Source organism: uncultured Bradyrhizobium sp., from assembly GCF_936943645.1.
Classification (GTDB): domain Bacteria; phylum Pseudomonadota; class Alphaproteobacteria; order Rhizobiales; family Xanthobacteraceae; genus Bradyrhizobium.
Genome location: NZ_CAKZJO010000057.1, coordinates 145,926 through 162,856, shown reverse-complemented (window position 1 = coordinate 162,856; position 16,931 = coordinate 145,926). Strand labels below are relative to the sequence as shown.

Annotated in this window: 13 protein-coding genes and 1 tRNA gene; 7 read left to right on the top strand and 7 right to left on the bottom strand. The window is 63.6% G+C overall.

What is annotated here, in order from left to right; translation table 11 throughout:
• Positions 1 to 9 precede the first annotated feature (9 nt).
• From Q0743_RS17090 to Q0743_RS17080, 3 genes are all read left to right on the top strand, one after another.
• Positions 10 to 1,140 carry an iron-containing alcohol dehydrogenase gene (locus Q0743_RS17090; RefSeq protein WP_298242676.1) on the top strand — a complete coding sequence of 377 codons (1,131 nt, stop codon included), beginning with the start codon at positions 10 to 12 and terminating at the stop codon, positions 1,138 to 1,140.
• Positions 1,141 to 1,197: 57 nt separating this feature from the next.
• On the top strand, positions 1,198 to 2,169 hold the full coding sequence (locus Q0743_RS17085) for a tripartite tricarboxylate transporter substrate binding protein (protein ID WP_298242675.1): 972 nt from the start codon (positions 1,198 to 1,200) through the stop codon (positions 2,167 to 2,169).
• Between the two features lie 216 nt (positions 2,170 to 2,385).
• A tRNA-Gln gene (locus Q0743_RS17080) sits at positions 2,386 to 2,459 on the top strand.
• 87 nt (positions 2,460 to 2,546) lie between these two features.
• On the opposite strand, the gene Q0743_RS17075 is transcribed toward Q0743_RS17080, so the two are convergent.
• The 3 genes from Q0743_RS17075 to Q0743_RS17065 are packed head-to-tail and all read right to left on the bottom strand — an operon-like array spanning position 2,547 to position 7,099.
• Positions 2,547 to 3,773, bottom strand: coding sequence for a peptidase S8/S53 subtilisin kexin sedolisin (locus Q0743_RS17075; protein ID WP_298242674.1), 1,227 nt, complete (start codon positions 3,771 to 3,773; stop codon positions 2,547 to 2,549).
• A gap of 60 nt (positions 3,774 to 3,833) precedes the next feature.
• Positions 3,834 to 5,867, bottom strand: a complete 2,034-nt coding sequence (locus Q0743_RS17070; RefSeq protein WP_298242673.1) for a hypothetical protein — start codon at positions 5,865 to 5,867, stop codon at positions 3,834 to 3,836.
• 32 nt (positions 5,868 to 5,899) lie between these two features.
• On the bottom strand, positions 5,900 to 7,099 hold the full coding sequence (locus Q0743_RS17065; RefSeq protein ID WP_298242672.1) for a DUF3616 domain-containing protein: 1,200 nt from the start codon (positions 7,097 to 7,099) through the stop codon (positions 5,900 to 5,902).
• A 62-nt stretch (positions 7,100 to 7,161) separates the two neighbouring features.
• Between Q0743_RS17065 and Q0743_RS17060 the strand changes: the two genes are divergently transcribed.
• Complete coding sequence (locus Q0743_RS17060) at positions 7,162 to 7,524, top strand: DUF1428 family protein (RefSeq protein ID WP_298242671.1); 363 nt, start codon at positions 7,162 to 7,164, stop codon at positions 7,522 to 7,524.
• A gap of 136 nt (positions 7,525 to 7,660) precedes the next feature.
• Positions 7,661 to 8,146, top strand: a complete 486-nt coding sequence (locus tag Q0743_RS17055; RefSeq protein ID WP_298242670.1) for a hypothetical protein — start codon at positions 7,661 to 7,663, stop codon at positions 8,144 to 8,146.
• Here Q0743_RS17055 and Q0743_RS17050 read toward each other — a convergent pair.
• Positions 8,141 to 8,797, bottom strand: a complete 657-nt coding sequence (locus tag Q0743_RS17050; RefSeq protein WP_298242669.1) for a TetR/AcrR family transcriptional regulator — start codon at positions 8,795 to 8,797, stop codon at positions 8,141 to 8,143. The two genes, Q0743_RS17055 and Q0743_RS17050, sit on opposite strands and share 6 nt — an antisense overlap.
• Before the next feature lie 117 nt (positions 8,798 to 8,914).
• Here Q0743_RS17050 and Q0743_RS17045 point away from each other — a divergent pair, with 117 nt between their 5' ends.
• Entirely contained in the window at positions 8,915 to 11,203 is a 2,289-nt protein-coding gene (locus Q0743_RS17045; protein WP_298242668.1) for an arylsulfatase, read from the top strand.
• Between the two features lie 11 nt (positions 11,204 to 11,214).
• Here the strand turns inward: Q0743_RS17045 and Q0743_RS17040 are convergent, their stop codons facing one another.
• From Q0743_RS17040 to Q0743_RS17030, 3 genes are all read right to left on the bottom strand, one after another.
• Positions 11,215 to 11,784 carry an invasion associated locus B family protein gene (locus tag Q0743_RS17040; protein ID WP_298242667.1) on the bottom strand — a complete coding sequence of 190 codons (570 nt, stop codon included), beginning with the start codon at positions 11,782 to 11,784 and terminating at the stop codon, positions 11,215 to 11,217.
• A 64-nt stretch (positions 11,785 to 11,848) separates the two neighbouring features.
• Complete coding sequence (locus Q0743_RS17035) at positions 11,849 to 14,995, bottom strand: multidrug efflux RND transporter permease subunit (protein ID WP_298242666.1); 3,147 nt, start codon at positions 14,993 to 14,995, stop codon at positions 11,849 to 11,851.
• The gene (locus tag Q0743_RS17030; RefSeq protein WP_298242665.1) at positions 14,992 to 16,161 is read right to left on the bottom strand and encodes an efflux RND transporter periplasmic adaptor subunit; all 1,170 of its coding nucleotides are present in this window, start codon (positions 16,159 to 16,161) and stop codon (positions 14,992 to 14,994) included. The genes Q0743_RS17035 and Q0743_RS17030 overlap by 4 nt, the downstream gene beginning before the upstream one ends.
• Before the next feature lie 377 nt (positions 16,162 to 16,538).
• Here Q0743_RS17030 and Q0743_RS17025 point away from each other — a divergent pair, with 377 nt between their 5' ends.
• On the top strand, positions 16,539 to 16,778 hold the full coding sequence (locus Q0743_RS17025) for a hypothetical protein (RefSeq protein ID WP_027571757.1): 240 nt from the start codon (positions 16,539 to 16,541) through the stop codon (positions 16,776 to 16,778).
• Positions 16,779 to 16,931: the final 153 nt, after the last annotated feature.

Genomic DNA, 16,931 nt, shown 5'->3' with positions numbered 1-16,931 from the left:
ATCGAGCCTATGACCAACGCCTTCACGCCCATCGAAATCCAACGTCCCACCATCCTGGAGTTCGGCAACGGCACGATCACCGCCGCAGCGCGCTTCGCCCAGCGGGTCGGCGCCAAGCGGCCGCTGGTGATCTCCGATCCCTTCAATGCTGCCCGCGTCGACACGCTGGCGCTGCCGGGGGCCGTCAAGGTGTTTGGCGAGGTCAAGCCCGAGCCGGACCTGCCCAATCTCGAGAAGGCCGTGGCGATGGCGAAGGACACCAAGCCCGATCTCGTCGTCGGCTTCGGCGGCGGCAGTGCAATGGACCTCGCCAAGCTGGTCGCGGTCATGTGCACGTCCGACGTGCCCTTCGCCGACATCGTCGGGCCGGAGAAGGTGGCGGGCCGCAGCGTTGCGCTGATGCAGATCCCGACCACGTCAGGCACCGGCAGCGAGGCCGGCACCCGTGCGCTGGTCACCGATCCCGTCAGCCAGAACAAGCAGGCGGTACAGAGCCGGTTCATGCTGGCCGATATCGCCATCGTCGATCCGGACCTGACCATGACCGTGCCGAAGGAGGTCACCGCGGCGACCGGCGTCGATGCGCTGGCGCATTGCGTCGAGGCCTATACCAGCCGCAAGTCGCATCCGACCATCGACCTCTATGCGCTCGAGGGCGCGCGGCTGGTCGGACGTTATCTCAAGCGCGCGGTGGCCGATGGCGGCGACCGCGAGGCGCGCGCAGGTCTTTCGTTGGCCTCGCTCTATGGCGGCTATTGCCTGGGGCCGGTGAACACGACCGCCGGCCACGCGGTGGCTTATCCGCTCGGCACGCGTCACCACGTGGCGCATGGCCTTGCCTGCGCGGTGATCTTTCCGCACACGCTGGCCTTCAACATGCCGGCCGTGGAGACGAAGACGGTCGCGGTGCTCGGCGCGCTGGGCTTGCCGGAACGCACCGATCCGAAGCTCGCATTCGACGCCACTTACGACTTCTGCAAGAACCTCGGCGTCGAGATGCGGCTGTCGGCGCTCGGCGTGCCCAGGAACGACCTCGGCGTGATGGCGGATGAGGCGCACGCCATTCGCCGCTTGCTCGACAACAATCCGCGCGATCTGAGCCGGGATGCGATCCTGAACATGTACGAAGTCGCGTTCTGACGCTTCTGTCACGCGCGGCACCAAATCAACAACACAGCAAAGGTAGAGGAAACTTCGATGAGATCGATGTGGCTTGGTCTTGTGTCGGCAGTGCTGCTGGCGACGTCACCCGTGAAGGCGCAGGATGCTTATCCGTCCAAGCAGGTGACGGTGATCGTTCCCTTCGCCGCCGGTGGCACGGCTGACATCTTCGCGCGCATGGTCTCGAACCATCTGCAGACGAAGTTCGGCAAGCCGTTCGTGGTCGAGAATGTCGCCGGTGCCGGCTCGATCCTCGGCGTGACGCGGCTGGCGAAGTCGGCGCCGGATGGTATCACGCTCGGCCTTGCGAGCACGTCCGCGCTTGCGATCAATCCGTCGCTCTACGGGCCCAAGCTCAGCTACCAGCCGGAGAGGGATCTGGTGCCGGTTGCCCAGATCAGCGTCGTGCCCAACGTGCTCGTCGTCAATCCCAACAAGATCAAGGCGCGCACCGTGCCGGAGCTGATCGCCTATTTGAAAGCCAATCCGGACAAGGTCTCGTTCGGCTCGGCCGGCGTCGGCACGTCCCAGCATCTTGCCGGCGAGCTGTTCCAGCAGATGACCGGCACCAAGATGGTGCACGTGCCCTACAAGGGCTCCAGCCAGATGCTGACGGACCTCCTCAGCGGCCAGATCGATCTGGCCTTCGACAACGTACCGCTGCTGCTGCCGCAGGTGAAGACCGGCCAGCTCGCGCTGCTCGCGACCGCATCGCCCAAGCGCGCCGACTTCGATCCGCAGGCGCCGGCCGTTGCCGAATTCCTGCCCGGGTTCGAGGCGGTGGCCTGGCACGGCTTCTTCGTGCCGTCAGGGACGCCGAAGCCGATCGTCGAAAAGCTGTCGGCCGAAATCCGCGCCTTCATGCAGCAGCCGGAGACGGTGCAGAAGTTGGCTGAGCTCGGTGCCACCGCCGTCGCCATGGATTCCGAACCGTTCGCGGCCTACATCGCCGCCGAGACGGCGCGCTGGAAGAAGGTGATCGAGGCCGCGAACATCAAGCTGGACTAGACGGCAAAGCCACGGCGAAGGTCGGCTGGCGAAGCACGTGAATGGCCGGGTCCTGCTCCTCCTGTTGAGGAGAGATGCCCCATCCACCGCAACGCTTGCCAGCCCGGGGGCGAGCGGGTAGAACCCTGCCACGCCTGAGCCGTGATTTGCGCCAAACGCGCTTCCGGCGACAGTCGAACAAATAATCAAGTCATTGAATTTGTTCGACTATTCCGTTGGGGAATGGTGTAACGGTAGCACAACAGACTCTGACTCTGTTTGTCTTGGTTCGAATCCAGGTTCCCCAGCCAGTCGCCCGACGAGGATTGGTCGTCGCCGCCGGAGCGGCCCCGCAGGTCTGCCACCATGTTCGGCGCCACCGATATGTCGGCCTGTCCTCAAGGTCCGGTCACCTCCTCGCAATAATCCGTAAACACCTTGACGTTTTGCATGTATCGCTCGGCGGCTGCGCCTGAGCCGTTGTAGGCCTTGATGGCCTTCCAGAGGTTTCCGCCCTGCGCGGTCAGTTTGCTGTCGAGCTCCTCGACGACGCGGCGCAGGCAATTGTCGAAACTGTACCATTCCCTGTTCTTGAAAAAATCTTCAGCGGTTTTGACGTGCTGCAAGTCGTATTGAAACAGGCCGTAGCCCTTGTAGACCCAGGGCTTGTCACCCCAGCCCTGCAGCTGGCGGGTCTTGTTCGCCTCCGCGATCAGCATGTCGGTGAATGGCTTTCCGTATTTGTCGCGGAACGCCTTTGTGTTCACTGGAAAGGCTGTGCGCGTTGTACCGGGGTAGTCGCCGCTCGCATCGAACACTGCCCGCTCGACGATGGTCTGAACCGACTGGGTGCCGATCCAGGGAATCCATTTATAGGCGGTTTCCTGGCACACGATCGCGCAGAGATGTTTGGGCTGGTAGGCCTTGCCGGCGCAGGCGTTCGTAAGCTTGTCGCCGAAATTCTGCATCAGCCATCTGGCGCAGATCAGCGCCGACGCCTTGGAGATCGGTAGTAATAGCGCCGTCTCCGCCGATACCGCTTCGAAAGCAGGAGTGGGCGTCGCGGTGAGCTGCTTGGTCGGTTCGCCGTCGATGACGATCGAGGCGTCCTTGATCCGGGTGGTGACCTCATGCGCGAAAGCGGCGGGTGCATGGACCTTCAGGCTCTCCAACAGGGCGATCACGCGGCGGCGTGAATCCCAGAAGTCGATGAGGTCCTTGGGGCCGACGGCGCTGGTCGGATTGAGGCAGCCGATGCTCGACAAATAGAGGTTCGGCGGATGCGCGGGATGAATCAGAATCCCCGTTCGCGCGCCGGTCCCCAGCAGCAGGATGGCGGGCATCGGCGGCTTGCCGGCCACGTCCTCACTCGTGGAATAGCCGATCGAACGGTAGTGACCGAACTGCGTCCATAGGGGATAGGTCTTTGCCTCGATGCGCTTGCCGTTGCTCGCGGTCGTGTTGTCGCCGGGCCCCAATCTCTCGCAGATGAAACCTGCCAGGGACGGCTGAGCTTCGCCGTCGATATAGACCTGGTAACTGCCATAGGTGCGTTGTTTCGATCCGCTCTTGTGCATCCCAAGGCGCTTGAGATGAAGCTCCCATCCCGTTCCCACGATTGGCATTTGACGCTCCCTTGTACGATCCGCGATTGAAGGTTCCTGCAAGCTCCGTCAGCGCGCGTATTATGGAGAAATGTTGCTTGGGTGGCGGTCCACCCTGAACTGGAAAACGAAATAGGGAGGGATGCAGGCGCCGGTCCCGACTTTCTCACTGCCCGTACAGATGTAGTCCTCGCGGCAGGGCTTGGCGATGTCACAGGCACGCGCGCCCCCTGGTTTGACTACGGGGTTGGGAACGCTCGCCGAGAGGCACAGCGAAAACGGCTTCTCTCCGACGCACTTGTTGAAGCCGTCATCGGCCATTTGCACGCAGATGGATTCAGGATTGTTCGCGCTCGCTGGCTCGCCGGGCGCACCGCTGCAACCGCGGATTCGCAGCATGCCTGCCGGGAAGCCGCCAAAACCGCTCATCCCCCGCTGATGCTGTCGGACATATTTCGACGTCGTCGAATTCTCGGGCAATTCCCCGACGTGCGGCGCGCGTTCTCGTCCTGCATCCGGTTCAGGCTTGCTGAGACGTTCGTGGTCAAAGGCATCGCCGGTCTCACCGTAGGTGACCGTCGTGATCTCCAGGGGATCGCCGACCTGAACGGATGTTTCTGGTGGCAGGCACATGCCCATCCCGGAATGCCGCTTGCTGCGCGCGATGACTTGGCACTCGAGGCCGCTTGCGCAACTCGTTATGGCAGCAAAGGAGCTGTCCGGCTTGCTGGGGTCGGGCGGCTTGTAGCAGACCGCGCCCCAGCCATCGGCGATTTCCGTGCCCGCCAGTGCGGCCACCGTTGAGGGCTCCGGCCGGGCTGCGAAGCTGCGGCGGAAGTTCGGTGCGGCACCGTTCGCATAAGCCTCGACGATAGCACGGCGGCGCGGCATGTCGCCGTAGAAATGCGGCGAGCCCGCCACGAACACGGCGTTGATCTTTGGGGCGGCGGCCCAATCGGCGCCGGGAAAATGGAACCCGGCGATGGCGCGGGTCTGGTGACAGCCCGCGCAGGTCAGATCGTTGAGCCGCGCCACGAAGCTCTCAAACGAGGCGATGTTTTGCAGCCGTTCGCCCTTAGCCTTGAATTGCGCCATCAGTTGCTGGAAACGCTTCTCGTCCATCAAATTATCGAACGGCCGGTTGCGGGTGCGGGTCTGGCCCCCCGGCGAGATCGATACCGCCTCGCGTGTGGTCAGCGCGGTCGGCAGCATGGCCCGGCCATTGTCGAGATCGCGCAGGAAATCGAGCAACATCACGGCATCGTTCAGTGCCTTGCGATCGGCGGGGTTGTTGCGGAATCGCTCCGGATCGATCTGGTTCTCCATCCGGTTGCGGACAAAAGCCTTGTCCTGTTTGCTCCAGCGGAAGACGGACAGCAGATATTCGGCGCGCCCGCCGAAGTCGCCTACGCCAACGTCGGACTCGCCGGCAGGCCGGCGCAGAATCTGGTAATTGAATTCGAGCCGGTCGATCTGCGCCGGCTTGACCCCCGCCAGCGCACCCTTGGTCTTGAAGTGCTGCACCTGCTCGGCAACCGAGGTCGTTTCGGCCGGAGCATTGAGCCAGCGCTTCGCCACGGCGGCGCAGCCGTCCCCGGTGTTCGCCTTCAAGGTGACGTTGAGCGTCATCGGCAGGCGCGATTCCACGGGCGCGGAGATTTCGCCGACCGTGGCAGTACCCTTGTAGAACAGGCGATAGATCAGCCTGATTTCGCCGCACGCTTCCTTCAACTCGCCGACGAAACCGCGGTCCATGCGGTTGACGACACCAGCGAGCTGAAAGCGTGCGATCGCCCCTTGCACGAACCGCGCGTCGAGCACGCGCGGGTCGTCGTGGCCGTGATTGTACTCCTGATTGTATGCCTCGATCCGCTGCAGGATGTATCTGCGAACCTCTGCCATGCCGGGGCGAGCGAACAGCTTGTCGTTGCTGATGGTGCCGCCGCCGGGTGCAATGCCTCCGAGCATCTGGGCGACGCCAAAATCGCGGTCGAGCTCTTCGACGACGGCCGGATCGACGATCGCGAGGCCGCGGTCGAGCGGATGGGCCGCCGCGGATGCGGTCAGCAGCAACGTTGCCATGAGCTGCCACAAAAGGCTTCGCGACAGTTTCATCAGGAGCGCCCTGCGTTATCGATCGCGAGCTGTCATTTGGGCGCCGGCAGGGTCATCGCCCGGAACGATTTGTCGGGCTTTTCCGCCTTCTTGCAGGCCTTGCTGCCGTCATCGGATAGCAGCATCATGTTGGCGCTGCCCGGAATCGCAAACACTGCTTCGGGTGTGAGATCACCGGGAATTGTCACGTCCTTCATCTCTGCCGGCTTGTTGTCGTCCTCCGCGCCGCTCCAGGTGTAGAGGGCGAACGGCGGCTTGATCTTCGAATCCTCGGCGTTGAGATGAGGTCCCGCAACGATGACGTAAGTGTTGTTGATTCGCTCGATGCTGCGGATGCCGCGCCCCGCGAGATTCTCCAGCTGCCATGTCTTGCCGAACACCGCCTGCTTGCCGTCCACCACCTCGGCCGGATTGTCGAGCCGGATCACCACGGCTTTGTTGCCGGGGCGCGGATTGCGGAATCCGATCAGGAGGCGTCCATCCGGCGTAGCGGCTAGTCCCTCGATGTTGAATCCGTTGTCCGATTCCGGGGACGGCCCGTTCTTCTTCTTGTCGGGCGCATAGGCAAGCTTCAAGAACTCGAACTTCTTATCGCCGAACATGTCCTCACGCAGGTTCTTGTAGGCGACGGAATTGACTGGCTCGAGGCGGGGCCCCGCAGGATCCGACACGATACGAGTTGCGAACAGCCGCGCACGGCCCGGCTCGGCATCTCCTTCGGAATCGCGGCCATGCGAACCGATCCAATAGATGCGATCGCCAATCCGCGCCGCTCCCTCGATGTCGGCTTCCTTGAAGGCCGGTTGGCCGTCCGGTCCGGGTTGTTTCTTCTTGAGCGGCGCTTCGAGAAACCGATCGAGATTGAGTGCCCGGGCGTCCGGCTTTCCGATCTGGAAGATGTTGAGAACATTGCTGTCGTCGTCAGCGACGGCGAAACGATCCTGGTCGAGTGCGACCGCCGCCGAGCCGTCACAAGCGCCGCGATAGGTGAAGATCTCGCCGGGAGCTTGGGCGACCGCCAGCCCGGGAACCGCGACCGACGGAAGAATGGTGGTGATCAGCAAGCGCAATGCATGAGCAATACGGACCATGCGCAATTCCCCGAACAACCAATAAAAAAAGCCAGCATGCACTTGCATCGCAGGCGTGTCAAACTGTTCAGTGCAACTGAGGCGCGCCGCATGGCGCTGTGCTGCCGCCGCGCGACGGTTTGCCTCATCTGAAATTTGCATCTCGCCGTCGGATCGCCGTGCTCTTCCTCGTCCTTGGGTCATACAACCCAAGGAGATCCGTGATGCCCTATGTCGATGGTTTCGTTCTGGCCGTGCCGAAGGACAAGGTCGAGGCCTATAAGACGCTGGCAACGACCGCCTGCGCGCTCTGGATGGAGCACGGCGCGCTCGATTATGTCGAATGCATTGCCGATGACGTCCCCTACGGGCAGCTGACCTCGTTTCCGCGCGCGGTGATGGCTGCGGAGGACGAGGTCGTGGTGTTCGCCTGGATCGTCTATCGCGATCGGGAGACCCGCGATGCCGTCAACAAGAAGGTGATGGCGGACCCGCGGCTGAAGATGGAGGGCATGCCGTTCGACGGCAAGCGCATGATCTATGGCGGCTTCACGACGCTGCTCCGCGCCAGCGATATCGTTGGCTGACGGCAATTCATGCACGAGGCGTTCGGCCGGCCGGCATCTCGCGCGGGCCGAACGATCTTCCACCGGAACAACAGCGACAGGCGGCAGCGAATAATGATAGCTTGCGCAGCTCGCGAGGCGACCGGGAGACTGCATCGTGTTCTCAGACGCGCTCGGCTTCGATGTCGGGACTGCCAGATGTCTTTTGAAGCAGGGTGAGGAGAGCGAGGGCGTCGCCTATCTCGAGCAGTTCATCGGGAAGGGATCGGTCATGGCCATGATCGAGATGGCTGAACATCTTGATGATAAGGGGGATTCGGCCTCCAGCCTGGCATGGATGGAACGAGCCGAGGCATCGATTGCCGCGGACGATTTCGAGACACTGCTCTTCCTCGCCGGAGCCTTACGAAGGGGGCTCGGGGCCGGGACAGCCAAGGAGAGATACTTCAGATCCTCGGCTCTGAAGGAACGAGTTGCAGAGGCGGGCCATTTGGCGACCATCCGCGAGATGATCATGAATTGTCTTCATGCCTTCAACGGAGCCCCGAAAGACAGCGAACGCGCCAGCTTTTGGCTCAGAAAAGCCGCTGCTCTCGGAGACGCGGAAGCGCAGCAGATCCTTCGCGAGGAAGGTCTGTCATAGCTCGGCCTGCAGCAGCAGCGACAGGCAGCCGGCGAGCCGCGCTTCCATCTCTTTCGACGACAGCGATAGCGGCCCGGGGTCGTTGAGGATCGCGTTCACCAGCGTGCCCAGCACGATCTGGAAGCCGAAGGCGATGGTGCGGGTCTTTGCCGCCTTGCGGCCTTTGCCCATGGCCGGCAGCAGGAGAGGGGTGGCGCGTGCAGTGGTGGCCTGCGCGAGCGCCTTGAACGGCGTCCATTTGTCGGGGCGGGTGTCGTCATGCTGGAGCGCAGCGCGCAGCACGCCCTCGTGGCTGCGCATCCAGGCGATGATGCCGCCGACGATGATGTGGCAGAGCTGGTCAACGCTTGCGTCCTGCGACGGGGGCCTGATCTCGTCGAGGCGCTGCTCGCCATCACGGGCGGCCAGCGCCATCAGCGCGTTGAAATAGGTCTCCTTGCTCTCGAAGCGGCTGTAGAAGGCGCCGACGGTGGCCCCGACTTCGGTGCAGAGCGCCTCGATCGAAAGCTCCGCCAGGCTGCGCGCTCGCAGCATCGCGGCGCCCGCGCGCAGCAGCGCCAGCGTCGTTTTCCGACTGCGCTTCTGACGGGACGGGGCGACGCCCGGCAGGTCGATATCGCGAAGCTCCGGCTGGTCTGACCGTGGGCGCATCTGGGCTTGCATCCGCCAAAAATCATAATCATAGTTCTGATTATAATTTAGAACCGGACGCGCTGCGGGTCAACCGCAGGCGCCGAGACGAACACTGAGGCCAGCAGGGAGGATCAGATGAGCGCAGGCAGCGCCACGCCGTTCGGCGGCAGCATCGGCAAGACGGTTGCGCAGTCAAAGCCCTGGTGGCCCGAGGCGCCGAAGCCGCCCGCGGGCGCGCCGAACGTCCTCATCGTGCTGTTCGACGACGTCGGCTTCTCCGATTTCGGCTGCTACGGCTCGGCGATCAGGACGCCGACCATCGACAAGCTCGCCGCCGAAGGGCTGCGCTATTCCGGCTTCCACACCACCGCAATGTGCTCGACGACGCGCGCGGCGCTGCTTACGGGGCGCAACCATCATTCCGTCGGCGTCGGGTGTCTTGCCAATTTCGATTCCGGCTACCCCGGCTATCGCGGCAAGATCGCGCGCGAGGCGGGGACGCTGGCCGAGATGCTGCGTGGGCACGGCTATCGCAACTACATGATCGGCAAATGGCACGTCACGCCGCTGACCGAGAGCGGCGCCACCGGTCCGTTCGACGGCTGGCCGCTCGGGCGCGGCTTCGATCGCTTTTACGGCTTCCTCGACGCCGAGACCGACCAGTATGCGCCAGAGCTCGTCTCGGATAACACGCATATTGATCCGCCGGGGACCTATGCCGACGGCTATCATCTCACCGAGGATCTGATCGACCAGTCGATCCGCTTCATCGGCGATCACCTCGCCGATCGACCTGATGTGCCCTGGCTGACCTGGGTCGCGCTGGGCGCCTGCCACGCCCCGCACCAGGCGCCGGCCGAGATCATCCGGAGCTATGATGCCGCCTTTGCGAATGGCTGGGACGTCGAGCGGGAGCAGCGTCTTGCGCGCCAGAAGGCGATGGGTCTGGTGCCGCAGGACACACGGATGCCGGCGCGCAATGACGGCGTGAAGGCCTGGGAGGAGCATTCGGCCGACGAGCGCCGCGTGTTCACGCGCCTGCAGGCGGCCTTCGCCGGCATGCTCGACCATTCCGACCGTCATCTGGCGCGCCTCGTCGCATTCCTCGATACATCCGGCATCCGCGACAACACCGTGATCATCGTAATGTCCGACAATGGCGCGAGCCAGGAGGGCGGGCCGCTCGGTTTCGTCAATGCGATGGGCCCGTTCAATTTCAAGCCGGAGCCGATCGCCGAGAAGCTCGCCCGCATCGACGACATCGGCGGCCCCGACACCCACAGCAATTTCCCGCATGGTTGGGCGATGGCCTCGAACACGCCGCTGCGGCGCTACAAGCAGAACACCCATGGCGGCGGCATCCGTGATCCCTTCGTCATCAACTGGCCGAGGCGCATCGCGGCCAATGGCGAGTTGCGGCACCAATTCGTCCATGCCTGCGATCTCACGCCGACGCTGCTCGAACTGATCGGCATCGAGCCTCCCGGAACGATTGCAGGCTGTGCGCAGATGCCGCTCGAAGGCGAGAGCTTTGCGCGCTCGATCACGGATGCATCGGCGCCGTCCAAAGGCTCGCCGCAATATTTCGAGATGTTCGGCCATCGCGGTCTGTGGCACGCCGGGTGGAAGGCGGTCGCCTTTCATCCGTCGGGGACGCCGTTCGAGAACGACAAATGGGAGCTGTTCCATCTGGACGCGGACTTCTCCGAGACCAACGACCTTGCGGCTACGGAGCCGGAGCGCCTTGGCCGGATGATCGCGATGTGGTGGGACGAGGCCGAGAAGCACAAGGTGCTGCCGCTCGACGACCGCTTCGGGCCGCGCTTTGCCGAGAATGCCGCGCGCTTCCACGGTGCGCGCCACCGTTTCGTTTTCCACGCGGGCATGGGCCATGTGCCGACCGACGTCGCGCCCGACGTGCGCAGCCGCAGCTATACGATCGAGGCGGATGTCGAGATCGACGAAGAGAGCGCAGACGGCGTGCTGATCTCGCACGGCGATGCGACGTCGGGCTACAGCCTCTATGTCAAGGACGGCCATCTCGTGCACGATCTCAACATCGGCGGCAGCCATCAGCTCGTGCGATCGGATCGCAAGGTGCTCTCCGGCGCGCGCCGGCTCGGCGTGCATGTCGAACGTCTCGTGCGCAAGGAGCCGCCGGCCAAGGGCTCGCGCACCGGCGTCAGTGAATACACGTTGCTGATCGACGGCGAGAAGGCGGGATCGCTGCAGACCCAGCTCGGCTTCCACACGCTGATCTCGTGGTCGGGCCTCGACATCGGCCGCGACCGCGGCAGCCCCGTGTCACATTACGAGGCGCCGTTCGAGTTCGAGGGCCGGCTTCTGCGCGTCACGGTCACCATGCATGGCGACCAGAAGCTCGACGGCGAAGCCGTCGGCAACGCGCAGATGGCGCGGCAGTAACGAGAGGCCGGCTACTTGATCTTGTCGTAGGCCGCCGCGAAATCGCCGAGTGGCATCGGGATCGCGATCGTCTCCTTGGCCATGTTCTGGAAGGAGACCTTCAGCTGCTTGCCCGACCGCAACGCTGCGAGCAGGTCCGCCGCGATCGGTGTCGAGGCGTAGCAGCCGCGGTTCTCGCAGGTCTGGATCTGGAGGTCGACCGTCTTGCCCTCGTCGACCTGAAGCTTGGCGCCGACGGGTAGGTTGAGGCCGAGCGGCAATTGCAGGAGCGCGATCGGCGTGCGGGTGTCGGGCGCGATCCGGATGTTGATCAGGACGACGGTCTGGCCGGTCTTGGTCAGCACCGCATTCTGCTCCATCGCGCATTCGAGTGGCGCATCGCGGCTCACGCTGGTGCAGCGCACGACCCAGCCGGGCTGGTGCGCCTGCGCGCCGTCAGCCTGTGCCTGCGTCGGGGCCGGCGCGGGTTGCGCTGCCGGGGCAGGGGCGGCGTTCTTCTTGGCGCCCTGCTGGGCATGCGCGGCGCCCAGGGGTAACAGGAGAGCAGCGGCGAGGGCGACAAGTCTGGATTGCATGAGCATGGCGAAACCGCGTTGGCGTGAACCGGAGGTCTCGCTGTAGCGTTGCGGGAGGCGCGGTGCAAGCTTACTCGGCGGCTTGCTTGACGCCACCGTGCTCGGACGGCTCGCCGCTTTCGCCGTCATCCGATCGGCCCCAGGTGGAGAACCAGTTGTTGAGCTTGTCGAGATAGAGGTAGACGACGGGTGTGGTGAACAGCGTCAGCGCCTGGCTGACGATCAGGCCGCCGACCATGGCGTAGCCGAGCGGCTGGCGGATCTCCGCGCCGGTGCCGTGACCGAGCATCAAGGGCACACCGCCGAGGAGCGCTGCCATCGTTGTCATCATGATCGGACGGAAGCGCAGCAGTGCGGCCTGGCGGATCGATTCCTCCGGCGTCTTGTGCTCGTCGCGTTCGGCCGCGATGGCGAAGTCGACCATCATGATGCCGTTCTTCTTGACGATGCCGATCAGAAGGATGATCCCGATCAGCGCAATGAGGCTGAAGTCGAAGCCGGCCGCCATCAGGATCGCGAGCGCACCGACGCCGGCCGAGGGCAGCGTCGACAGAATCGTGATCGGGTGGATGTAGCTCTCGTAGAGGATGCCGAGGATCAGGTAGACCACGACGAGCGCGGCGAGGATCAGCAGCGGCACGGTGCCGAGCGACTGCTGGAACGCCTGCGCGGTGCCCTGGAAGCTCGAGTTCAGCGTCGGCGGCGCGCCGAGATCGGCCATCGCCTTCTGCACGGCCTCGGTGGCCTGGCCGAGCGCGACGCCTTGTGCGAGGTTGAAACTGATCGTGGTCGCCGGGAACTGGCCTTGATGGCTGATCGAGAGCGGACGGACCGGATCGGTGGTCCAGGTCGCAAACGTCGACAACGGGACCTGGTCGCCGGTCAGCGGCGATTTCAAGTACAGCTTGTTCAGGGTGTCGAGGTTGCCCTGCATCTCCGGCAGGATCTCCAGGATCACCTTGTAGGTGTTGAGCTGGGTGAAATACTGCGTGACCTGTCGCTGTCCGAAGGCGTCATATAACGTGTCGTCGATCAGCTGCGGCTGGATGCCGTAGCGTGAGGCGGTATCGCGGTTGATCCTGAGCTGGACGGTGGTGCCTTGGGTCTGCTGGTCGGTCGCGACGTCGCGCAGCTGCGGCAGCGTCTGCATCTTGGCGAGGATCTTTGGCGCCCATTCGTTGAGCTCGTCCAGATTGGCGTCCTGCAGCGTGAATTCGAACTGAGTGCGCGTCGGCCGGCCCCCGAGGCGGACGTCCTGGGACGCCTGCATGTAGAGGCGGGCGCCGGGCACCTTGTCGAGCTGGGGACGGAGGCGCGCGATGATCTCCTGTGCCGAAGCGTCGCGCTGATTGCGCGGCTTCAACGTGATGAAGAGATTGCCGTTGTTGCCGGCTCTGCCGCTGCCGCCGATCGCCATGGCGACACTGGCGACGCCGGGATCGGCCTGCACGATCTTGGCAAGTGCCTCCTGCCGCTCCTTCATGGCTGCGAACGAAATGTCCTGCGAGGCCTCGGAGGTCGCGGTGATCAGGCCGTTGTCCTGCTGCGGGAAGAAGCCCTTCGGGATCAGCACGAAGAGATAGACCGACAAGGCGAGGGTCGCAAAAAAGATGAGGAGCGTGGTGCGCTTCCAGCTCAGGGCGATGTCGAGGACATGTTCGTAGCCGCGCAGCATCGCGTCGAAGGCGCTTTCACTCCACTGATAGAAGCGGCCGTGCTTGACCTCACCATGGGCGCGCAGGAAGCGCGAGGCCATCATCGGGGTCAGCGTCAGCGAGACGATCATCGAGACGAAGATGGTCATCGCCAGCACGACCGCGAACTCGCGGAACAGGCGCCCGATGATGCCGCCCATCAGCAGCAGCGGGATGAGCACGGCGACCAGCGAGATGCTGATGGATACGATGGTGAAACCGATTTCCTTCGCGCCCCTGTAGGCGGCCGCCATCGGCGTTTCGCCTTCCTCGACGTAGCGCGAGATGTTTTCGAGCATGACGATGGCGTCATCGACCACGAAGCCGACCGCGATCGTCAGCGCCATCAGGGAGAGGTTGTCCAGCGTATAGCCGGCCACCCACATCAGCGAGCAAGCGCCGAGCAGCGCAAGAGGCACCGTGATCGTGGGAATGACCGTCGCCCAGAAGCTGCGCAGGAAGATGAAGATCACCATGACCACCAGGAAGATGGTCAGGAGTAGCGTGAATTGGACGTCCTCGACCGCGGCCCGGATCGTCTGGGTTCGGTCGCTCATCAACTCGATCTTGATGGCGGGCGGGATCGCCGCCACCAGGCGGGGGAGGGCGGCCTTGATCTTGTCAACTGTCTCGATGACGTTGGCGCCGGGCTGCTTGAACACGACCAGAAAGACGCCGCGTTTGCCGTTCGCCCAGGCCGCCTGCTTGGCGTCTTCCGGACCGGTGACGGCCTGCCCGATGTCGCGAATGCGCAGCGGCCCGCCGTTACGATAGGCGATGACGACGTCGTTCCAGTCCTTGGAGTGGGTGAGCTGATCGTTGGCGTAGATCGTGTAGGCGCGCTTCGGTCCGTCGATATTGCCCTTGGGGCTGTCGACCGTTGTGATCGCGATCTGGCTGCGCACGTCCTCCAGCGACAGGCCCTTGGCGACGAGCTTGGCCGGATCGATCTGGATGCGGATCGCCGGCTTCTGCTGGCCGCCGATGATGACCTGCGCGACTCCGGAGATCTGGCTGATCTGCTGCGCCAGTTGCGCATCGACGGAATCACTGACAGTGGTCAGCGGCAGAGTGTCCGATGTGGCGGACATGATGAGGATCGGTGCGTCGGCGGGGTTGACCTTGCGATAGGTCGGCGGCGACGGCAGGTTCTTCGGCAACTGTCCGGAGGCCGCATTGATGGCCGCCTGAACGTCGTTGGCGGCACCGTCGATGCTGCGGTTGAGATCGAACTGAATGGTGACCGAAGCGGTGCCCAGATAACTCGTCGAGGTCATCTGCGCGATGCCGGGAATCTGGGCGAACTGGCGCTCGAGCGGCTGCGCCACCGACGAGGCCATCGTTTCAGGACTGCCGCCGGGCAGGTTCGCGGTGATCTGGATGGTGGGAAAATCCACCTGCGGCAGCGGTGCGACCGGAAGCAGGGGATAGGCGACGAGACCGACGAAGAGAATGCCGGCCATCAGCAGCGACGTGCCGATGGGATAACGGATGAAAGGTGCCGAAATCCCGCCGCCGATCATTCCTGTCGTACCTTGTTCTGGGCCGGATCCGAGCTTGCCACCGCCGTCGACACGAGGCTCCCGGGCTGGACTTTGAACTGACCGCCGACGATCACCTGCTGCCCTGGGCTGAGGCCTTCCTCGATGACCGACCGTCCGTCGATGGCGTAGCTGACCTTGACCTTGTGGACCTCGGCCTTGTTGTCCTGATTGACGGTATAGGCGTAGAGGCCGTTGGTGGAATGCTGGACCGCGTCATCGGGAACCACGGTCGCGTCCTTCAGCGTCCGCACCAGAAGCCGCGTCGAGACCGATTGACCCGGCCACAGCGTGTGCTCCTTGTTGTCGAACACCGCTTTCAGCCGGATCGTTCCGCTGCTCGTGTCGACCTGGTTGTTGATGACCGCAAGCTTGCCCTCGGCCAGAGTCTTCTTGCCGTCGGTGGTGAAGGCGATCACCTTGAGCGCGCCGCTCTTCTGGCCCTCGCTGACATAGGGAAGCTGGTCTTCCGGCGCCGTGAAGATCACGGCGATCGGCTCGACCTGCGAGATCGTCACGATGCCGGTCTGTGTCGAGGCGTTGACGATGTTGCCGACGTCGACCTGGCGAAGCCCCGCGACGCCGGTGATCGGCGCCTTGACCTGCGTGTAGTCGAGCTGGGTCTGGGCGTTGGCGATCGCGGCCTCGTCGGCGGCGATCTGGGCGGTCAGCTGGGCGACGGTCGAGCGCTGGGTATCGACCCGTTGTGCGGTCGCGAATTCGCCGAGCTTCATGGCGCGCTGCAGTTCGAGATTGGCGTTGGCGAGACTAGCCTCGTCCTGCGCCTTCTTGGCCTTGGCCTGGTCGAGCGTCGCTTGATAGGGACGGGGGTCAATCGAGACCAGAAGCTCGCCCTGCTGGACGATCTGGCCCTCCCTGAAGGCGAGCTTGTCGATCTGACCGTCCACGCGGGTCCGGACTTGTACGGTGTTGAAACCTTGAACCGTGCCGAGACCGGTCAGGTAGACCGGAAAGTCGACCTTCTGCACCGGCGAAACGCTCACCGGCACGGCGGCCGGGCGGGTCGGGCCCTTCTGGGCGGTCTGGGCTTTGCCGGCCCCGTGCCGGAATGTCTGCCACCCATAGTAACCCGCCGTGGCCACGGCCGCGACGGTCAGAAGCCAGAGGATCGGCCGGGACTTTTTCATGTTGTCTCGTGTCGGCTCTTGTGCCCTCGCTTACGAATTATAGGGCAATCGCAGGGTTCCAGCGCGTTTGTATAATACACGCCAAGTTCCAGTGTAAACAGCACTATCCGTTGAGAATCCTAAACAATTGGAAAGCTTTGCACCGCCTGGGCAGTGTCGTGGCGCGGCGATGTGCAGTGCTGCATTTTCCCGGCTATGCGACCGGCGCGCAAGTCTCGTGCGGCACTCGCAGACGGTGAACCCGGCCCGCCCGGTGCCGCGCCGAACCGTCGTCCGGTGCCCGGTGTGAAGAATGGTTCTAAATCGCGCGGAGGCTGTTTCGGTTGTCAGGAATTTCCGCATCGTCCATATCGGCGCCGCCACACAGGGAGCGTAGGATGGACGAATTGAACGGCAAGCTGATCGCATGTCAGATTCTGATCACGGGATTGATCGCGCGCGTGGCCAACGAGCAGCGCGATCCCTTGCGCTTCCTCACCGACTTTCGCGACGAGATCAAAGCCGTCGTGAACGGCGTCAACATCGCCGGCATGGACTCGACCGATCGCGTGCGCGCCGTCGCACAGAAAACCGTCGATGAATTGTTTTCGCTGATGAAGCCACCGAGCAGCGATTGATGCTGCGCAGAAGGCTGCGATTGCATCGCTTGCGGCGTGCTTCTTAGAACGAGTCCAATCTAAGTTTAGAACGGTTTCAAACTGTAGTTTAGAATTGTTTTGATCTGGATCGATTCAAGGGTTCTTGCGAGCCGCTCGCATTGACCCGTTATT